The sequence below is a fragment of the uncultured Pseudomonas sp. genome (assembly GCF_913774235.1).
Lineage (GTDB): Bacteria > Pseudomonadota > Gammaproteobacteria > Pseudomonadales > Pseudomonadaceae > Chryseomonas.
This window is the reverse complement of record NZ_CAJYDW010000012.1, coordinates 643,945-662,054: the sequence shown is the minus strand read 5'-3', so window position 1 is coordinate 662,054 and position 18,110 is coordinate 643,945. Positions and strand designations below refer to the sequence as shown.

Genomic DNA, 18,110 nt, shown 5'->3' with positions numbered 1-18,110 from the left:
AGGAGTTCGTCATGCGCGCCCTGGCCGCCTTCAGCCGTTTCGTCGGCAATACCTTCGCCTTCTGGGTGCTGTTCGCCGCCCTGCTGGCGTTCTTCGCTCCCGCCGTGTTCAAGCCGCTGAGCGTGGCCATCGTGCCGCTGCTGGGGGTGATCATGTTCGGCATGGGCCTGACCCTCAAGCTGGAAGACTTCGCCGCCCTCGGTCGGCACCCTTGGCGGGTGCTGCTGGGCGTGGTGGCCCACTTCGTCATCATGCCGGGCGTGGCCTGGGGGCTGTGCCAGCTGTTCCACCTGCCGCCGGAGATCGCCGTGGGCGTCATCCTGGTCGGCTGCTGCCCCAGCGGGACGGCGTCCAACGTCATGACCTGGCTGGCCAAGGGCGACCTGGCGCTGTCGGTGGCCATCGCTGCCGTGACCACCCTGCTCGCCCCGTTGCTGACGCCCGCCTTGATCTGGCTGCTGGCCTCCACCTGGCTGCCGATCTCCTTTGCCGGGCTGTTCTGGTCGATCCTACAGGTGGTGCTGCTGCCCATCGCCCTCGGGCTGATTGCCCAGCGGGTCCTGGGCAATCGCGTCGGCGCCCTGGTCGAGGTGCTGCCGCTGGCCTCGGTGGTGAGCATCGTGGTGATCGTTGCCGCGGTGGTGGCCGCGAGCCAGGCGCGCATCGCCGAATCCGGGCTGCTGATCATGGCGGTGGTGATCCTGCACAACGGCTTCGGCTTCCTGCTCGGCTATCTCACCGGCAAGTTCTGCAAGCTGCCGGTGGCCCAGCGCAAATCCCTGGCCCTGGAAGTCGGCATGCAGAATTCCGGGCTCGGCGCCGCCCTGGCGACGGCGCATTTCTCTCCGCTGGCCGCGGTGCCTAGCGCCCTGTTCAGCGTCTGGCACAACATCTCCGGGGCGCTATTGGCCACCCTCTTCCGCCGTTTCAAGGACGACGACGCGCGCCCCTGAAGCCTCGTGCCACACCTGCCGGACCAGCGCCTGGCAGGTGTCCTCGGTAAAGGGCTGCGGCCGGGCGACGCCATAGCCTTGGGCGTAGTCGATCCCCAGCACGCCGAGGGCCGCGATCACTGCCTCGTTCTCGGCGAATTCGGCAATGGTCTTCTTGCCGGTGAGATGGCCGAGCTGGTTGATCGCCTCGACCATGGCGCTATCCACGGCGTCCTCCAGCAGGTGGCGGACAAAGCTGCCGTCGATCTTCAGGTAGTCCACCGGCAGGTGCTTGAGATAGGTGAAGGACGACATCCCGGCGCCGAAGTCGTCCAGGGAGAATCGCACCCCCAGGCCGCGCAACTCGTCCATGAACAGCCGCGCCGCATCCAGATTGGCCACCGCGCTGGTCTCGGTGATCTCGAAACAGATGCGCGCCGGCGCAATCTGCCAGCGCTGCAGCTGCTGCCTGACGAAATCGGCCAGTCCCACCTCACCCAAGGAATGCCCGGACAGGTTGATGGCCAGGGTATCGAGCAGCCCGTCGGGCAGCTCGGCGAAACGCGCCAGCGCCGCCGCGATCACCCAGCGATCCAGGTCGGGCATCAAGCCATAGCGCTCCGCGGCCGGGATGAAGGCGCCCGGCGCGATCAGCCGCTCGCCCTCCTCCAGCCGTATCAGCACCTCCACGTGGCGATCCGCAACGGTCTCCTGGCCCAGCCCCAGAATCGGCTGGACATACAGCCGAAACCTATCCTCGGCCAGCGCCCGGTGCAGACGCTGCACCCAGGCCATCTCGCCATGGCGCTGATCCAGCTCCACATCGCCAGGGGCAAAGACCTGGACGCGATTGCGCCCCTTGTCCTTGGCCGCGTAGCAGGCCAGATCGGCCAGGCGCAGAGCCTCCTCCGGCGTCAACAGCTGGCCCCCCAGATGCACCACCCCGATGCTCAGGCCCACCCGGAAGTTCTGACCCGCCGCCTCGAACTGCTGGGCACCAATACAACCGCGCAGCCGCTCCGCCAGGGCCTCGGCTTCGCCCGGGTTACGCCCCTCCAATAGCACCCCGAATTCGTCACCCCCCAGCCGCGCCAGGCAGTCGCCCTCGTCCAGCTGGCTGCCCAGCGAGGTGCACAGTTGCCGCAACAGCCGATCGCCATGGAAATGCCCGGAGGTATCGTTGACGATCTTGAACTGATCCAGATCGATGAACAGCAACGAGGCCTGGCTCAGGTCGTCCCGCGCCAGCAGCCGCTCCAGCCGGGTTTCGAATTCCCGACGATTGAGTAGCCCGGTCAAGGCATCGTGGCTGGCCTGCCAGGCGAGATCGCGCAGGAAGGCCCGTTCCCGGGTCTGGTCGTGCATCACCAGCACCACCCCGGCAGCGGATTCGCCAGCCGGCAGGGCGGTCACTGTCAGGGCCACGGGAAGGCGCGCGCCATCGGTCAGCACCAGCTGCTGCGCCAGGGGTTCGGCGCCCTGCAGCCATCTCTCGCTCAACAGCCGCTCAGCCAGAGGTTCGGTGGACCCCTGTTGGTCTTCGGTCTGGATATCGAACAGCTGGGTAACGGGGGTGCCGACGACGAGCGTCGGCTGCCGCAACAACCGCTCCGCGGCGGGATTGTGATAGAGCAGCCGGCCCTGGGCATCTACCGCGAGCACGGCATCGCCGATGGAGGCGAGGATCACCTGGACTCGCTGCTTTTCCGCCTGCAGGGCGCGCTCGGAGCGCCAGCGCTGCTGCACCAGGAGATGCATGCGCCAGACGGTCAGCAGTACCAGCAGCGCCCCGACCAGGACGTTGGCGACGAGCAAGCCCCAGACCAGTTGGCGCGAGGCCAGGCCGAGCCGCTCCGAGAAGGCCACCGTCTCCGGCATCATCCGGTCGTGCAGATCCAGCAGCTGACGCTTCAGCGGGATCAGCAGCGGGCCAGGCCCCTGCAGCTTGATCAGCTCGAAGCCGGTCCTTGCCAGCGCCTGAAATTCGTCCAGGTAGGGGTCGGTGGCCTGCCAGCGAGCGATCACCCCTTGGAACGGTTCGACGTGGCGGGCCAGTTGGAAGAGCCGGATGAGACCCTCGATGTCGTCCGGGTCGTTGCCGGCCAGCCGCAGCAGCCGTGCGGCCTCCTCCCGGCTACCGTAGCTATCCAGCTCGTAGCGAGCGGCGCGATCGAGATCGTTGACGCTGATCGAGGCCAGGTACGCCTGGTAGGCGTCCGGACGACCCTCGTCGAGATAGGCGCCCAAGGAGAGCATGGCGTTGCCCAGGCTCTTGCTCCACAGACTTTCCGCCGAAACGTAGGCGCGTACCGTCGACAGCAGTTGCAGGCTGACGATGGCGACCAGGGCCTGGCACGACAGGATGATGACGAAGGGCCAGACCACCTTGAACGTGCGCAGCGCAGAGGAAGGCGAGAGTGGAAACATGCAGCGGTCCGCGGATGAGTGCAGGCGAATTCTTGCCATTGAGCAAGAATGTCGACCGCCCTGCGGAAAACTGAGGGGTAGCTAACGACCAGCGTTGGAATACCGGCGCCAAGGTCGCGACGTAGAGCTATCGCGCGGACACCACCAGTGGCCCGTCCCGACGAACGGTAACGGAGTCCGGGTCGATCAGTTGAAGGAGGCTTCCAGGCGCGCCTTCACCTCGGGCCATTCGCGATCGGTGATGCTGTACATCACGGTGTCGTCCAAACGGCCATCAGCCAGCCGACGATGATTGCGCAACAAGCCTTCGCGCACGGCGCCGAGCTTCTCGATGGCGCCCTGGGATCTGAGGTTGGTGGCGGCGGTCTTGAGCTGCACCCGGACCAGCTGCCAGTGCTCGAAGGCATGCCGCAGCATCAGGTACTTGAGGTTGCCGTTGAGGCCGCTGCCATGCTGCTCCTGGTCGAGCCAGGTCCAGCCGATCTCGGCGGCCGGCAGGGCGGGCAGGAAGTCGGCGAAACGGGTAGTACCCACCAGCCGATCGGCCACCCGCACGGCGAAGGGCAGCGACCGCCCCTCGCGCTGCTCGGCCAGCGCCTGGCGATACCAGTCCGGTCGCAGCGGTCCGCTGAGATAGTGCAGCGCCTCGCGATTGCGCTCGGCCAGGCTGACCAGCTCCAGCACGTCCGCCTCCGCCAGGGGGTCCAGGCGCAGCGCACCACGTTGCAGGGAAATGGGCTGCGCTTGGAACATGGCGGTCTCTCTCGCTTGAATCAGCCCGCCAACCTAACAGGGCCGGCGGCCGGGCTCAACCCAATGTCGCCGTACAGATCCGCAGACCTGACGTCTGGTGGCCCAAGGTGCGACACTTTGTCCGGGCGCGACGGGCGCCTGGAACGTTCGGAGCCGCCATGTCCCTGCCCAGTGGGCTGATCATCACCGTTACCCTCGGCTATCTGGCGCTGCTGTTCGGCATCGCCTTCTATGGTGACCGCCGCCCACCACTCCGGCCGCGGATGCGCGCCTGGGTCTACAGCCTGTCGCTGGCGGTGTACTGCACCAGCTGGACCTTCTTCGGCGCCGTGGGCCAGGCCGCCGATCAGCTCTGGTCGTTCCTACCCATCTATCTGGGCCCCATCCTCTTCCTGCTGCTGGCGCCGCAACTGGTGAAGAAGATGGTGCTGATCAGCAAGAAGGAGAACATCACCTCCATCGCCGACTTCATTGCCGCTCGCTACGGCAAGTCCCAGACCCTGGCCATCGTGGTCGCCCTGATCTGCCTGGTCGGGGTACTGCCCTATCTGGCGCTGCAACTCAAGGGCATCGTCATCGGCGTCAACTTGCTGACCGGCATCAATGCCGAGACCCAGGGTACCCGCGCCCAGGACACCGCGCTGTTCGTCTCCCTGGTGTTGGCGGTCTTCGCCATCCTCTTCGGCACCCGCAACCTCGACGTCACCGAGCATCACCGCGGCATGATGCTGGCCATCGCCTTCGAATCCCTGGTCAAGCTCGCCGCCTTCCTCGCCGTGGGCCTCTGGGTCACCTACGGACTGCACCAGGGTTTCGGCGATCTGCTCGAGCGCTCGCAGCAGGCGCCGCAACTGCAGAACTATTGGCGTGAGACCCTCGACTGGCCGGGTCTGCTGATCCAGACCGGCGTCGCCTTCATCGCCGTGATGTGCCTGCCGCGCCAGTTCCACGTAACGGTGGTGGAAAACACCGATACCCGGGACGTCAACCTGGCGCGCTGGGTGTTCCCGCTCTACCTGGCGCTGGCGGCGCTGTTCGTCATACCCATCGCCCTGGCCGGCCAGCTGCACCTGCCAGGCGGCGTGCTGCCCGACTCCTTCGTGATCAGCCTGCCACTGGCCCAGGAGCGTCCCTGGCTGGCCTTGCTGGCCTTCCTCGGTGGCGCCTCGGCCGCCACCGGCATGGTGATCGTCGCCTGCGTGGCGCTTTCCACCATGGTTTCCAACGACATCGTGCTGCCCTGGCTGCTCAGGCGCCGCGGCCAGGTGGAAAGCCCCCACGAGGTATTCAGCCACTGGATGCTCACGGTGCGCCGCGCCAGCATCGTGGTCATCCTGGTGCTGGCCTACTGCAGCTATCGCCTGCTGGGCTCCAGCGCCAGTCTCGCCACCATCGGCCAGATCGCCTTCGCCGCCATCGCCCAACTCGGCCCGGCCATGGTCGGGGCGCTGTTCTGGAAGGCCGCCAATCGCCGCGGGGTCTTCGCCGGGCTCACCGCCGGTGCTCTGCTGTGGGGCTATCTGATGGTGCTGCCGGTGGTCGCCGTCAGCCTACAGTGGCCGCTGGACGGCTTCCCCGGCCTGGCCTGGTTCGAGCACCCTGACAGTGGCTGGACCCTGCAGCCCACCACGGTCGGCGCCCTGGTCTCCTTGGCCGGCAATTTCCTGCTGTTCACCCTGGTCTCCCTGCTGTCACGGACCCGGGTCGCGGAATACTGGCAGGCCGGGCGCTTCATCGCCCAGTATGCCCTGCCCAAGCCACGCAATCGCGCCCTGCTGGCGGTCAAGCTGGAAGACCTGCGCCTGCTCGCCGCCCGCTTCGTCGGGGATGAGCGTGCCCGCCTCAGTTTCAGTCGCTTCGCCGAACAGAGTGGCCTGACCTACCGGCCCGGCAGCAATGCCAACAGCGAGTGGATCGCCCATACCGAGCGCCTGCTCGCCGGGGTGATCGGCGCCTCCTCGGCCCGCGCCGTGGTCAAGGCCGCCATCGAAGGCCGCGACATGCAGGTCGACGACGTGGTGCGCATCGCCGACGAAGCCTCGGAGGTGCTCGAATTCAACCGGGCGCTCTTGCAGGGCGCCATCGAGAACATCTCCCAGGGCATCAGCGTGGTGGACCAGTCGCTGCGCCTGGTCGCCTGGAACCAGCGCTACCTGGAACTGTTCGACTATCCCGAGGGCATGATCCAAGTCGGCCGGCCCATCGCCGAGATCATCCGCTACAACGCCCTGCGCGGCCTCTGCGGCCCGGGCGATCCCGACGAACACGTGGCCCGGCGGGTGGAGCGGATGCGCCAGGGCATTCCCCACACCTCCGAGCGCACCTTTCCCAATGGCCGGGTGATCGAGCTGATCGGCAGCCCCATGCCCGGCCGTGGCTTCGTCATGAGCTTCACCGACATCACCGCCTTCCGCGAGGCCGAGCGCGCCCTGCGCGAAGCCAACGAAGGCCTGGAACAGCGCGTGGAGGAACGCACCCGCGAGCTGTCCCAGCTCAACCAGGCGCTGGTGGAAGCCAAGGCTCATGCCGAAGCGGCCAACCAGTCCAAGAGTCGCTTCCTCACCGCGGTCAGCCACGACCTGATGCAGCCGCTCAGCGCCGCCCGCCTGTTCACCGCCGCCCTCGCCCATCAGGACGGCCTGGCCCGCGAGGCCCAGGAACTGGTGCGCAACATGGACAGCGCCCTCAGGTCCAGCGAAGACCTGATCGCCGACCTGCTGGATATTTCGCGACTGGAAAACGGCCGCATCCTCGCCAACCCGGCGCCCTTCGCCCTGGCCACGCTGTTCGATGCCCTCGGCGTCGAATTCAAGGCCCTGGCCCAGGACCAAGGCACCAGCCTGCGCATCCGCAACAGCCGGCTGGTGGTCAACAGCGACAGCAAACTACTGCGCCGGGTGCTGCAGAACTTCCTCACCAACGCCCTGAGATACGCCGACGGCCGGGTGCTGCTCGGTGTGCGCCGGCAGGCGCAGCACGTGAGCCTGGAAGTCTGGGACAGCGGCCCCGGCATCCCGCCGGACAAGCTCGACCTCATCTTCGAGGAGTTCAAGCGCCTGGACAGCCACCAGACGCGCGCGGAAAAGGGCCTGGGGCTGGGCCTGGCCATCGCCGATCGCCTGTGCCGGGTGCTCGGCCACGAACTGTCGGTGCGCTCCTGGCCAGGCCATGGCAGCGTCTTCAGCGTCAAGGTGCCCCTGGCCCCCCTCGTGGCGGTCCAGGCGGCAGCGGCCGCCGAGGCCAGCCAGCCGCTGCCGGGTGACCCAGTGCTGTGCATCGACAACGAAGACAGCATCCTGCTGGGCCTGCGCAGCCTGCTCGGGCGCTGGGGCTGCCAGGTCTGGACCGCACGCAGCCGGGAAGAATGCGCGGCCCTGCTGGAACAGGGCGTGGTACCGCGCCTGCTGATCGTCGACTACCACCTGAGCGACGCCGATACCGGCCCGGAGGTCGCCGAGTGGATCCGCCGAACCCTCCGTCAGGACATCCCCGGCATCGTCATCAGCGCGGACGGCCGCCCCGAGTGCCTGGCCAGGGTGCGCGCCGCGCGCCTGGACTTCCTGCCCAAGCCGGTCAAGCCAGCCTCGCTGCGCGCGCTACTGAGTCGACAGCTGGCGCTTTCTGGCTGAAATCGACCCGCCAAGAGAGACGCCACAGTCGCCTGCGCCAGGAAGCTTTCGTTCAGTGTCCATTAAGGTTGCTGCGCCTCGGCCCAGCTGAACAATCCACAGCTTCTGTTGATAACTTTGTTGAAAACATGGTGGAAAAGAACCCTGAGCCTTGCTCCGCGGGCTCCCGCAACAAGTTGATCATTTTTTGATCACTTTAATAAAGTCAATATAATCAATGATTTAATTCAAAACAGCGGTTTTTTAAGGAGAGCGCACCGCTGTCGAAGGGGCTTGACAAGCGTTAGCACAGGTTGTGCACAACTCGACAGCGACATGACCGACGGCCGTCATCGATCCGTCGCAAGGTTGTCAAGTAATCGTGAAACAAATTTTATCAGCCACCGCCTCGCCGCTTAGCGGCACGACGACCCTGGACTAGAGCCCGTCGAACCCTGAAGGCACCGGCCAATCGCCATCCTTGTTCTGTGCCGGTCATCGGGTAGACTGGCGCCTTTTGCCAAAGGCTGTCGTGGCGACGGCCAACCTGTCACCCCAGGCATGGACGCGCCAGCCTTTCTGGAATCGATCAGTACATGAATGTCTTCATCGCGGGTCAACACGGACAACTCTCCCAAGCCCTCCAGGCGCTGCTGGCCGAGCAGGCCCAGGTCACCGTGGTCGGTCGTGCCCAGGTGGATTTCACCCGGCTGGACGAGCTTCGCCAGCGGGTGCTGGCCGCGCGACCGGACGTCATCATCAATGCCGCGGCCTATACCGCGGTGGATGCCGCCGAGAGCGATGCCGAGACGGCTACCCTGATCAACGAGCGCGTACCGCGCGTCTTCGCCGAGGCGGCCCAGCAGTTGGGCGTACCGCTGGTGCACTACTCCACCGACTACGTCTTCGATGGCACCCAGGAAGGCCGCTATCGCGAGGACGCCCCCACCTGCCCACTCAATGTCTATGGCCGCACCAAGCTGGCCGGTGAGAACGCCGTACGGGACGTCGCCGAGCGTCATCTCATCCTGCGCACCAGTTGGGTGTATTCCTGGCAGGGCAACAACTTCCTGCGCACCATGGTGCGCCTGCTCAGCGAGCGGGACGAATTGAACATCGTCGCCGACCAGGTGGGCGCCCCTACCTGGACCCGCACCATCGCCGACGCTACCCAGCGTCTGCTGGCGCGCAGCGAGCAGGACGAGCTCTGGGGGACCTATCACCTGACCTCCACCGGCGAGACCTCCTGGTTCGGTTTCGCCGAGCAGATCGGCCAGCGCCTTCGTGAGGAAGGCTTGCTCAAGGCCCGGCTCAATCCCATCCCCAGCAGCGCCTATCCCACGCCAGCCTACCGCCCGAAGAATTCGCGCCTGTCCACCGACAAGCTGGCCGGGGTATTGGGCCAGCCGCTGCCCGATTGGCAGAGCGCCTTCGCCGAGTGCTGGGCGGAGCGGACAGGACAGGTGGGCGGCTGAAACGGGCCGTCGGTCATACTTCTGAAGATTGATCCAGAACTACGTCCGCCCAGCGAAGTCAATGGCTCTGACCCCGCTCATGCCAGTCAGGTACGCCATGGATAATCCTTTCCAACTCATCGCCGCGGCTTTCGAGCAAGACTATCGGGTCAATTTCCGTATCGAGCGCCTCGACGGCAGCGTCAGCCTGACGCTGTCCGACGACACGGGTATCAAGGTGAAACGCCTGATCAGCAAGCAGCAGTTGCACGACCGGACGCGCCTGGCACGGCTGATCGACAGCATCCGCCTCGGCATGGCGATAGACGCGGGACAGGGCGTCACGGCGCTGCTGGCCAACGGCGGCAATGGCGCCAATCGCCTGTCCGTCGCGAACTGAATCAGGATGAGAGGCACACAAACCATGGACGGTGTCAGTCTGCTGTATCCGACGAACCCCGCTGCCCTGTTCGATGCTCCCCTGCCCGGTACCGAAGCCGCCGAGGCTTCCGTCTACCAGCTGACCTGCGCGCGACTCGATGAGCAGCTGGCACCGCTGAAGGTCTGGCCCACCCTGCCGGATCGCTTCGGCCGCTTCTCCTTCACCCTGCTCGACAGATGCGGACGCATCCTCTATCGCTCGCCGGCACTGCGCCAAGCGCTGTATCGGGAAGAGGAATTGCTCAATGGGATCATCGCCAATGCACGGCTGGCCGCTACGCAGGCAGGCCAAGGCTTCCCCTCCTGGGGTGTGGCGGATATCGCCTGCCCCATGTACAGCGCGCCCGCCGCACTATTACCGTGCGCCAGCTGTCGCCTGCTCAAGTGCAAGAGCTAACCCAATAGGTTTTACGATTCGCTCAGCCGCCGCTTGGCGCGGGACTGTCGTTCAGCGTTCGAGACCAACGAATGCGGGCGCATCCGTACTGCAAGTCTCGGTCTGAACCTCTTCTCGGCAGTTATTACTCCGAGTATCTCAGCATGTTGGCGCCGGTGGCGCGCAAGACGGCCATCGATTGCGGAGCCAGCGCGCCGGCACGCAGGGAAACGTCCTTGCGCACTTCGTCGATCACCGTCTTGAGCAGCTGGCTTTCACCGAGTTGCCGAGCGCTGATCACCCGATTGACGCGGGCGTCGTCGCACTGCTGGTCTTGTACTGTCAACACGATGCTGCCGTCGGGACGCGGTGCCGTCACCGAGCATTTATAGGTACTGAAAGCGGCCGTGAGTCTATCGATGGCGTTTTCCATTCTTCCCCCTTTTATTTGTCTAGAAGTGCATGGACGATGAAATACGACGCAACTGACAGTGATAAAAACAGCAAAGTTCTCGTCGGGGACTTGAATAAGTCGACCAATGGCGCTAGCGCTTGAATTTGTGAGCCACGGCGGCTATTGAGTAAGCGCCCGGAACTTTTCCAGCGAAGCGCAGCGCGACGCGGCAGCGCGGGCCTGAAGCGTAGCGTTGCCGACAGCGACCAGCCGCGGGCGGGCTCTGGCGCGAGGAACCTTTGCTCCGGGCGCTCACTCGAAAGGGCTGAAACGGATACCCAACATCTGACAGGAGCGTGCCATGACCGACAAAATCCCTCCCGTGATCAAAGACGAGCTCGCCGCCGACATCGACAAGCAGGCGCACACGCACAACGCCGAGCGGGTCCGTCGTCATCTCGGCGAAGCCGAGCAGGCGCTTACCGATGAATTCCACACCCTGCTGGCCGATGCCGAGCAATTGCTCAAGCACACCGCCAGCATCGCCGGCGAGCAGGCTGACGAGCTGCGCGCCAAGCTGAGCTCCAGCCTGGAGCGCTCCCGCGAGGTGCTCAAGACCAAGCAGGAAGACCTCTATCGCCAGGGGGTCGCCGCCAAGGAGACCACCGAGGAATACGTGGTCGACAATCCGTTCAAGGCCCTGGGCATCGCCGCCGGTGTTGGCTTTCTGATCGGCCTGCTGGCTTCGCGCCGCTGAGCCTGGGGGATGTCCATGGATACCTCACCGCCACGAGAGCTACCGGACGAAGCGCCCAAGCCCTCGGTCAAGCGCCTCGCGGGTGCCGTGGTCGGGTTGTTGCAGAGTCATCTCGAGTTGCTGGGAATCGAGGTGCAGGAAGAGAAGGTCCGTACCTTCCAACTGTTCCTCTTCACCGGGCTTAGCCTGATTTTCGGGCTGCTGGTGCTGGTGGGTGTTTCCGCGGCGATCATCATCGCCTTCTGGGATACCCATCGCATGACTGCCACCCTGGCGCTGTGCGGCTTCTATGCGGTGGCGCTGGTGATTTGCATCGTGCGGGCCCTGAGCCTGGTCAAGGGCGCAGCCCCCTTCCATGCCACCCTGGAAGAGTTGAATCGCAACCGGGAGCGTCTACTGCCATGAATCAGCCACTGACAGCCGCCACGAGTCGTGAGAAGCGCAAGGAGCTGGTAAGGCTACGCATGGAGATGTATCGCCAGCAGCTGATCTATAACGCCCAGCCGCTGCACAACCCCATCAGCCTCATTGGCGATCTGATTCGTCCCAACAAGGACAAGGTCGCCAGCACGGCGAAGAAGCCGCTGATGCTGGGGGCCACGGTGTTCCTCTCGCTGTTCGGCAAGCGTCTCGGAGCGGTAGGCCGCCTCGCCCGTATCGGGCTGGCACTCTACCCCATCGTCAATCGCCTGCAGACGCGGCATCGCGAACAGCAGCAGACGGACCATCCGCTACCACCTCCGCGCTGAACCAACGGCTCCCTAGGGGGCCGTTCGGTTTTGTGGCATCCTTCTCGCATAGGTTTTCCCTTTACCCGGCACGAGCATTACTGCCGCAGATAAGGACTCCCTCGTGTTGCAAGGCCAGCCCGCTGCCTTCTTTCAACCCTTCATCGACACTGCCACCGGCCGTATCGCCGGCGTCGAAGCCCTCGGCCGCCTGCGCCAACCCGACGGTTCCTATGCCTCGGTCGGCCCCTTGTTCGCCGATCCTAGCCTGGCGACCGACGATCTGCTGCAGCTCGACCGCGTGCTGCGGGACGACGCCCTACGGCGCTTCGCCGCCGCGCCGGATGACTGGTTCCTGAGCCTCAATCTCTCGCCCCTTTGGATCAGCCAGCTGGAGCCCGGCGCCAGCCTGCCCAGCCTCTCGCAGCTGGAGCGCTCCGGGATCGCCCCCCACCGCATCGTCTACGAGATCACCGAAGCCGCAGGCGATCTGCCCCGCCTGATCGAAGCGGTGGCACGCTATCGGGCGATGGGCATCCGCATCGCCATCGACGACTTCGGTTCCGGCTACTCGCAACTGGATCGGGTGTTCGACCTGCAGCCCGACATCCTCAAGCTGGACATGCGGCTGTTCCAGGCGGCTGCCCGTGGCGGCACCCGCGGCGATGCGGTCAAGGCCCTGGCCCAGATGGCCGAAAGAACCGGCTGCTGGCTGATCGCCGAGGGCGTCGAGACCGAGGCCGAACTGGACTTCGCCCTGGAGTGCGGGGCGCGCTATGTCCAGGGCTTCCTCTTCGCCGAGGCTACCGCCGAACTCGCGGCCAGCGAACAGTACCAGGCGCGCTTCGCCGCCCTGCGCACCCGCTTCGTCGACACCAAGCTGGCCGAGCAGACCCGCATGCTGGAACTGCGCCAGCGGCTGGCCGACTTCATGCTCCGCCTGAAACCCTGGGCAGAACAGGGCGGACCGCTGAGCGCCCTCCCCGATCCCCATGAGTTTCCCGGCTTGCTGCGCATCTACCAGTGCGATCGCAGCGGTACCCAGATCACCCCCAACCTCGAATGGAACGGCATGTTCTGGCGCGAGAATCGGCGCTACCTCAACCACAACTGGTCCTGGCGTCCCTACTTCTATGCCCTGCTGGCCGAGGGCTGGAACGAACGTCGCCTGACCCTTTCGACGGTCTATCGCGACGCCACCACCAACCAGTACTGCCTGACCGCCAGCCAGTTCCTGGAAAGCGGCCAGCGTCTGTTGCTCATCGACTTGGATGCCAGCCTGCTGCCCGGTTTTGCAAGTGAGGGGTGATGATCGTATGTTGCCGAGGTCAGAACGCAGAAGCGCTTAACGGCAATCGCCGGCGCTCCCCCTACCGGTGATAGCTCGAGGACGGCCTTGGACTGGCAGACACTTCTTATCCGCGAACGGCTGGGCAAACCCCTGCACAGCCCGGATGAACTGGGGCGCAGCCCCTTTCACAAGGACCACGACCGCATCATCTTCTCCGGCGCCTTCCGCCGGCTGGGCCGCAAGACCCAGGTGCATCCCGTCACCAGCAACGATCACATCCACACCCGCCTGACCCATAGCCTGGAAGTCAGTTGCGTCGGACGGTCGCTGGGCATGCGCGTCGGCGAAAGCCTGAGAGGCGCCCTGCCCGACTGGTGCGACCCCAGCGATCTCGGCATGGTGGTGCAGTCCGCCTGCCTGGCCCACGACATCGGCAATCCGCCGTTCGGCCACTCCGGCGAAGACGCCATCCGCTACTGGTTCACCCAGGCCGCGGGCCGCGGTTGGCTGGACGACATGAGCGAGCCGGAACGCCAGGACTTCCTGCATTTCGAAGGCAACGCCCAGGGCTTCCGGGTGCTGACCCAGCTCGAATACCACCAGTTCGACGGCGGCACCCGCCTCACCTACGCCACCCTCGGCACCTATCTCAAGTATCCCTGGACCTCCCGCTATGCGGCGGCCCCGGGCTACAAGAAGCACAAGTTCGGCTGCTACCAGAGCGAACTGCCGCTGCTGGAGCAGATCGCCGAGAAACTCGAACTGCCGCTCCTCGGCCCGGAGCGTTGGGCTCGGCATCCACTGGTCTACCTGATGGAGGCCGCCGACGACATCTGCTACGGCCTCATCGACCTGGAAGACGGCCTGGAGATGGAGCTGCTGGACTATGCCGAGGTCGAGGCGCTGCTGCTGGGCCTGGTCGGCGACGACCTGCCGGAAACCTATCGGCAACTGGGCCCCAAGGATTCGCGGCGGCGCAAGCTGGCCATCCTGCGCGGCAAGGCCATCGAACACCTGACCAACGCCACCGCCCGCGCCTTCGTCGACCAGCAGGAAGCCCTGCTCGCCGGCACCCTGGGCGACGACCTGGTCGAGCACATGGCCGGTCCGGCCAAGCTCTGCGTGCAGCGTGCCAAGGCCCTGGCGCGGGAGAAGATTTTCCACGACAAGCGCAAGACCCTGCACGAGATCGGCGCCTACACCACCCTGGAAATCCTGCTCAATGCCTTCTGTGGTGCGGCTCTGGAACAGCATCGCGGCCGCGAACCCTCGTTCAAGAGCCGGCGCATCCTCGACCTGCTGGGCAACAGCGCGCCCGATCCTTCCTGGACGCTGCACCAGGCCTTCATGCGGGTGATCGACTTCATCGCCGGCATGACCGACAGCTACGCCACCGCCATGGCGGCCGAGATGACCGGGCGCTCCAGCCAGGTCTGAGGAGCGCAGATGGCCACCGCTAAGCGAACGCGCAAGGGGCCGGGCAGCCGCTGGCTGGCTGCTCAGGGCTGGAAGGCCTTTCCCTTCCAGCGCGAGGTGACCGGCGCCATCGCCGCCGGGGAATCCGGACTGCTACACGCCACCACTGGCTCGGGCAAGACCTACGCCGTCTGGCTCGCCGCCCTGGATGCCTTCGTGGCGCCCAAACCCCTTACCGCCAAGGGTCTGCCCAGCAAGCGCAAGCAGGCACCGCCGCCGCTCACGGTGCTCTGGCTGACACCCATGCGCGCCCTGGCGGCGGACACCCTGCGCGCCCTGGAACGGCCGGTACTCGATGAAGAGCTGGAGTGGACCCTCGGCCTACGCACCGGCGACACCGGCAGCAGCGAGCGAGCCAAGCAGAATCGTCGCCTGCCGACGGCCCTGGTCACCACCCCGGAGAGCCTGTCCCTGCTGCTGTCCCGCGAGGATGCCCAGGAAGCCCTGGGCCAGGTCCGCCTGGTGGTCATCGATGAGTGGCACGAGCTCCTGGGCAACAAGCGCGGCACCCAGACACAACTCGCCCTGGCGCGCCTGCGGCGCTGGAATCCCGGCTTGCTCACCTGGGGCCTGTCGGCCACCCTCGGCAACCAGGCCCATGCCTTGGACGTCCTGCTGGCCGGAGCACCCGGCCATCTGGTGCAGGGCCGCCAGGACAAGCGCCTGCAGGTCGACACCCTGCTGCCCGAAGGCGGCGTCGAGCGCTTCGCCTGGGCCGGCCATCTGGGCATGCGCCTGCTGCAACAGGTGATCCGCGAACTCGACGACAGCCCTACCACCCTGGTCTTCACCAATACCCGCGCCCAGACCGAACTCTGGTACCAGGCCTTGCTGCAGGCCCGTCCCGACTGGGCCGGCCTGATCGCCCTGCACCACGGTTCCATCGAGAAACAGGCGCGCGAGTGGGTGGAAGCCGGGCTCAAGAACGGCCAGCTCAAGGCGGTGATCTGCACCTCCAGCCTGGACCTGGGCGTGGACTTCCTGCCAGTGGAGCGCGTGCTGCAGATCGGCTCGCCGAAGAGCATCGCCCGCCTGTTGCAACGCGCCGGCCGTAGCGGCCATGCACCGGGGCGCGCCTCCCGTGCCACCCTGGTGCCCACCTATAGCCTCGATCTGCTCGACGCCGCGGCCGCGCGCCGGGCGGTGACCGCCGGCGAGATCGAAGCGCGCAGCGCCCCGCTCAAGCCGCTGGACGTCCTGGTCCAGCACCTGGTGACCGTGGCCCTCGGCGGCGGCTTCACCCCGAACGACCTGCTGCCGGAGATCCGCAGCGCCTGGGCCTACCGCGAGCTCAGTGAGGGCGAATTCGCCTGGGCCCTGGCCTTCGTCCGCACCGGCGGTGCCTCGCTGTCGGCCTATCCCGATTACCGCCGTGCCGAGCCGGATGCCGAGGGGATCTGGCGCGTCCCCGACAAACAGCTGGCCAAACGGCATCGCCTGGGCATAGGCACCATCGTCAGCGAGACCAGCCTCAACGTGCAGTTCTGGGCCAAAGGTGGCGGCGGCAATCGCCTGGGCAACATCGAGGAAGGCTTCATCGCCCGCCTCCGCCCCGGTGATCACTTTCTCTTCGCTGGCCGTACCCTGGAACTGGTGCGGGTGGAGAACATGACGGTCTATGTGCGCCGGGCCAGTGGACGCAAGGCGGCCATCCCACGCTGGAGCGGTAGCCGCATGCCGCTCTCTGGCACCCTGGCCAAGCACGTCCTGGCGCTGCTGGAAGAGGCCGAGGCCGATCGCTACGACAGCCCGGAAATGCGTCTGCTGCAGCCACTGCTGGACATCCAGCGGCAATGGTCGGCCCTGCCCAGCGCCCACTACCTGCTCGCCGAGACCCTGGAGTCCCGCGAGGGCTCGCACCTCTTTCTCTACCCCTTCGCCGGGCGCCATGCCCACCTGGGGCTCGCCAGCCTGCTGGCCTGGCGGCTGGCCCAGCGACGACCTTGCACCTTCTCCATCGCCGTCAACGACTACGGCCTGGAACTGGTCTCGCCGGTCAGCCTGGACTGGCCACAGCTGCTCGACGCCAGCCTCTTCACCACCGACGACCTGCTCGGTGACATCCTCGCCAGCCTCAACGCCGCCGAACTGGCCCAGCGCCGCTTCCGCGAGATCGCGCGAATTTCCGGGCTGATCTTTTCCGGCTATCCCGGCGCCCACAAGAGCAATCGCCAGCTGCAAGCCAGCAGCAGCCTGTTCTACCAGGTGTTCCGCCAGTACGACCCGGACAACCTGCTGCTCGGCCAGGCGCAGAATGAAGTGCTGCGCCAGGAACTGGATGCCGACCGCCTGCAGCAGACGCTGCTCCGCACCGGCGCCCTGCCGCTACGCCTGGTCGCCCTGGAGCGACCCTCGCCGTTCGCCCTGCCGCTCATGGTCGAGCGGCTGCGCGAGAGTCTGAGTTCGGAGAAGCTGGCCGACCGCATCACCCGTCTGGTCGGCGACCTCGAACGCGAAGCCGGACCGGACGAGCGCGCCCGCGCCTTCGACCCCGAGTCCCTGGTTCAGCCCCACCATGACAGCGACCTGACACCGCGGCGCGCCGCTAGTCCGCGGCGTCCTCGCGAACGGAAATCCGGTCGTCCTCGATGACGATGCGGCCCTGGCGATAGAGATGGCCGATGGCCTTCTTGAAGTTGCCCTTGCTGACACCGAACAGTTGATGGATCAGCGCCGGCGGACTGGCATCGCTGACCTCCAGCACGCCACCCCGGGCCTTCGCCAGATCGACGATCTGCTCGGCCAGATCGGCGCCGGCCGCGGCGCCCTGGGGCTGCAGCGTCAGGCTGATCTTGCCGTCCGCCCGCACCTCACGGATGAAGCCGCGCTCGCGCTGCCCCGGGCGCAGCGGCTTGAACGCCTCGTTGCGATGCACCAGGCCCCAATGCTTGTTGTCGACGATGACCTTGTGACCCAGGTCGGTCTGCTCGACCACCAGGAGCGGCACCGGCTGGCCGACCTTGTAGCGTGGCGGTTCACGGTCCAGGTAGCGATCCAGGCGGGCCGTGGCGACGATCCGCCGGGTGCGGGCGTCCAGGTGCACGTGCACTACGCAGTGATCGCCGACCTGCAGCGGGCGCTTCTCTTCGGAGTGCGGTAGCAGCAGATCCTTGGGCAGGCCCCAATCGAGGAAGATACCGACCCGTTCCACTGCCACCACGCGCAGGCTGGCGAAGCCGCCGACCTGCACCCGCGGCTTCTCGGTGGTGGCGATCAGGCGATCCTCGCTGTCCAGATAGAGGAAGACATTGAGCCAGTCGCCTTCGGCGCAGGGCTCGTCGCGCGGCGCATAGCGACGGGGCAGCAATACCTCGCCGTCGCTGCCGGCATCGAGGAACAGGCCGATGGGAGTGTTACGCAAGATCTGCAAGCTGTTGAAGCGACCCAGCAAGGCCATGAGTGGAGACTCCTGTAGAAAACGGACCATTTTACCGCGCCCATCAAAGCCGCTGTCTTGATAGGTAAAATTCACC

At 66.1% G+C, this 18,110-nt stretch carries 15 protein-coding genes; 11 read left to right on the top strand and 4 right to left on the bottom strand.

All coding sequences use genetic code 11. From position 1 onward, the window contains the following. The first annotated feature begins 11 nt into the window (after positions 1-11). Positions 12-953 carry a bile acid:sodium symporter family protein gene (locus QZ471_RS12565; RefSeq protein ID WP_295464159.1) on the top strand — a complete coding sequence of 314 codons (942 nt, stop codon included), beginning with the start codon at positions 12-14 and terminating at the stop codon, positions 951-953. Here the strand turns inward: QZ471_RS12565 and QZ471_RS12560 are convergent. Both QZ471_RS12560 and QZ471_RS12555 read right to left on the bottom strand, forming a co-directional pair. Then, positions 903-3,359 carry an EAL domain-containing protein gene (locus tag QZ471_RS12560; protein ID WP_295464157.1) on the bottom strand — a complete coding sequence of 819 codons (2,457 nt, stop codon included), beginning with the start codon at positions 3,357-3,359 and terminating at the stop codon, positions 903-905. The two genes, QZ471_RS12565 and QZ471_RS12560, sit on opposite strands and share 51 nt — an antisense overlap. Positions 3,360-3,545: 186 nt before the next feature. Next, positions 3,546-4,112 carry a GNAT family protein gene (locus QZ471_RS12555; protein ID WP_295464155.1) on the bottom strand — a complete coding sequence of 189 codons (567 nt, stop codon included), beginning with the start codon at positions 4,110-4,112 and terminating at the stop codon, positions 3,546-3,548. A 158-nt stretch (positions 4,113-4,270) separates the two neighbouring features. Between QZ471_RS12555 and QZ471_RS12550 the strand changes: the two genes are divergently transcribed. The 4 genes from QZ471_RS12550 to QZ471_RS12535 all read left to right on the top strand — a co-directional run bounded on the left by QZ471_RS12550 (position 4,271) and on the right by QZ471_RS12535 (position 10,012). Beyond that, on the top strand, positions 4,271-7,741 hold the full coding sequence (locus tag QZ471_RS12550; RefSeq protein WP_295464153.1) for a PAS domain-containing hybrid sensor histidine kinase/response regulator: 3,471 nt from the start codon (positions 4,271-4,273) through the stop codon (positions 7,739-7,741). Positions 7,742-8,316: 575 nt separating this feature from the next. After that, on the top strand, positions 8,317-9,195 hold the full coding sequence (gene rfbD, locus QZ471_RS12545) for a dTDP-4-dehydrorhamnose reductase (protein WP_295464151.1): 879 nt from the start codon (positions 8,317-8,319) through the stop codon (positions 9,193-9,195). Positions 9,196-9,292: 97 nt separating this feature from the next. Then, positions 9,293-9,574: a DUF3509 domain-containing protein gene (locus QZ471_RS12540; protein WP_295464149.1), complete on the top strand. Its 282-nt coding sequence runs from the start codon at positions 9,293-9,295 to the stop codon at positions 9,572-9,574. 24 nt (positions 9,575-9,598) lie between these two features. Continuing rightward, on the top strand, positions 9,599-10,012 hold the full coding sequence (locus tag QZ471_RS12535) for a hypothetical protein (protein WP_295464147.1): 414 nt from the start codon (positions 9,599-9,601) through the stop codon (positions 10,010-10,012). 124 nt (positions 10,013-10,136) lie between these two features. On the opposite strand, the gene QZ471_RS12530 is transcribed toward QZ471_RS12535, so the two are convergent. Beyond that, positions 10,137-10,424, bottom strand: a complete 288-nt coding sequence (locus tag QZ471_RS12530) for a DUF3509 domain-containing protein (RefSeq protein ID WP_059227258.1) — start codon at positions 10,422-10,424, stop codon at positions 10,137-10,139. Positions 10,425-10,746: 322 nt separating this feature from the next. On the opposite strand from QZ471_RS12530, the gene QZ471_RS12525 reads away from it, so the two are divergent. The 6 genes from QZ471_RS12525 to QZ471_RS12500 all read left to right on the top strand — a co-directional run bounded on the left by QZ471_RS12525 (position 10,747) and on the right by QZ471_RS12500 (position 17,229). Beyond that, positions 10,747-11,142 carry a DUF883 family protein gene (locus tag QZ471_RS12525; protein WP_295464144.1) on the top strand — a complete coding sequence of 132 codons (396 nt, stop codon included), beginning with the start codon at positions 10,747-10,749 and terminating at the stop codon, positions 11,140-11,142. 15 nt (positions 11,143-11,157) lie between these two features. Further along, entirely contained in the window at positions 11,158-11,547 is a 390-nt protein-coding gene (locus QZ471_RS12520) for a phage holin family protein (protein WP_059227254.1), read from the top strand. Continuing rightward, the gene (locus QZ471_RS12515; protein WP_295464141.1) at positions 11,544-11,891 is read left to right on the top strand and encodes a hypothetical protein; all 348 of its coding nucleotides are present in this window, start codon (positions 11,544-11,546) and stop codon (positions 11,889-11,891) included. The genes QZ471_RS12520 and QZ471_RS12515 overlap by 4 nt, the downstream gene beginning before the upstream one ends. Positions 11,892-11,994: 103 nt before the next feature. Then, on the top strand, positions 11,995-13,179 hold the full coding sequence (locus QZ471_RS12510; protein WP_295464139.1) for an EAL domain-containing protein: 1,185 nt from the start codon (positions 11,995-11,997) through the stop codon (positions 13,177-13,179). An 87-nt stretch (positions 13,180-13,266) separates the two neighbouring features. Then, entirely contained in the window at positions 13,267-14,598 is a 1,332-nt protein-coding gene (locus QZ471_RS12505) for a deoxyguanosinetriphosphate triphosphohydrolase (RefSeq protein ID WP_295464137.1), read from the top strand. Positions 14,599-14,607: 9 nt separating this feature from the next. Then, positions 14,608-17,229, top strand: coding sequence for a ligase-associated DNA damage response DEXH box helicase (locus QZ471_RS12500; protein ID WP_295464135.1), 2,622 nt, complete (start codon positions 14,608-14,610; stop codon positions 17,227-17,229). On the opposite strand, the gene QZ471_RS12495 is transcribed toward QZ471_RS12500, so the two are convergent. After that, positions 17,183-18,034, bottom strand: coding sequence for a S1-like domain-containing RNA-binding protein (locus QZ471_RS12495; protein ID WP_295464133.1), 852 nt, complete (start codon positions 18,032-18,034; stop codon positions 17,183-17,185). The genes QZ471_RS12500 and QZ471_RS12495 overlap by 47 nt on opposite strands. Positions 18,035-18,110: the final 76 nt, after the last annotated feature.

What these genes read in the sequence shown, in the direction of transcription:
- QZ471_RS12565 (WP_295464159.1), top strand. Translation starts at nt 12, where the DNA reads ATGCGCGCCCTGGCCGCCTTCAGCCGTTTCGTCGGCAATACCTTCGCC.
- QZ471_RS12560 (WP_295464157.1), bottom strand. Translation starts at nt 3,359, where the DNA reads ATGTTTCCACTCTCGCCTTCCTCTGCGCTGCGCACGTTCAAGGTGGTC.
- QZ471_RS12555 (WP_295464155.1), bottom strand. Translation starts at nt 4,112, where the DNA reads ATGTTCCAAGCGCAGCCCATTTCCCTGCAACGTGGTGCGCTGCGCCTG.
- QZ471_RS12550 (WP_295464153.1), top strand. Translation starts at nt 4,271, where the DNA reads ATGTCCCTGCCCAGTGGGCTGATCATCACCGTTACCCTCGGCTATCTG.
- rfbD (WP_295464151.1), top strand. Translation starts at nt 8,317, where the DNA reads ATGAATGTCTTCATCGCGGGTCAACACGGACAACTCTCCCAAGCCCTC.
- QZ471_RS12540 (WP_295464149.1), top strand. Translation starts at nt 9,293, where the DNA reads ATGGATAATCCTTTCCAACTCATCGCCGCGGCTTTCGAGCAAGACTAT.
- QZ471_RS12535 (WP_295464147.1), top strand. Translation starts at nt 9,599, where the DNA reads ATGGACGGTGTCAGTCTGCTGTATCCGACGAACCCCGCTGCCCTGTTC.
- QZ471_RS12530 (WP_059227258.1), bottom strand. Translation starts at nt 10,424, where the DNA reads ATGGAAAACGCCATCGATAGACTCACGGCCGCTTTCAGTACCTATAAA.
- QZ471_RS12525 (WP_295464144.1), top strand. Translation starts at nt 10,747, where the DNA reads ATGACCGACAAAATCCCTCCCGTGATCAAAGACGAGCTCGCCGCCGAC.
- QZ471_RS12520 (WP_059227254.1), top strand. Translation starts at nt 11,158, where the DNA reads ATGGATACCTCACCGCCACGAGAGCTACCGGACGAAGCGCCCAAGCCC.
- QZ471_RS12515 (WP_295464141.1), top strand. Translation starts at nt 11,544, where the DNA reads ATGAATCAGCCACTGACAGCCGCCACGAGTCGTGAGAAGCGCAAGGAG.
- QZ471_RS12500 (WP_295464135.1), top strand. Translation starts at nt 14,608, where the DNA reads ATGGCCACCGCTAAGCGAACGCGCAAGGGGCCGGGCAGCCGCTGGCTG.
- QZ471_RS12495 (WP_295464133.1), bottom strand. Translation starts at nt 18,034, where the DNA reads ATGGCCTTGCTGGGTCGCTTCAACAGCTTGCAGATCTTGCGTAACACT.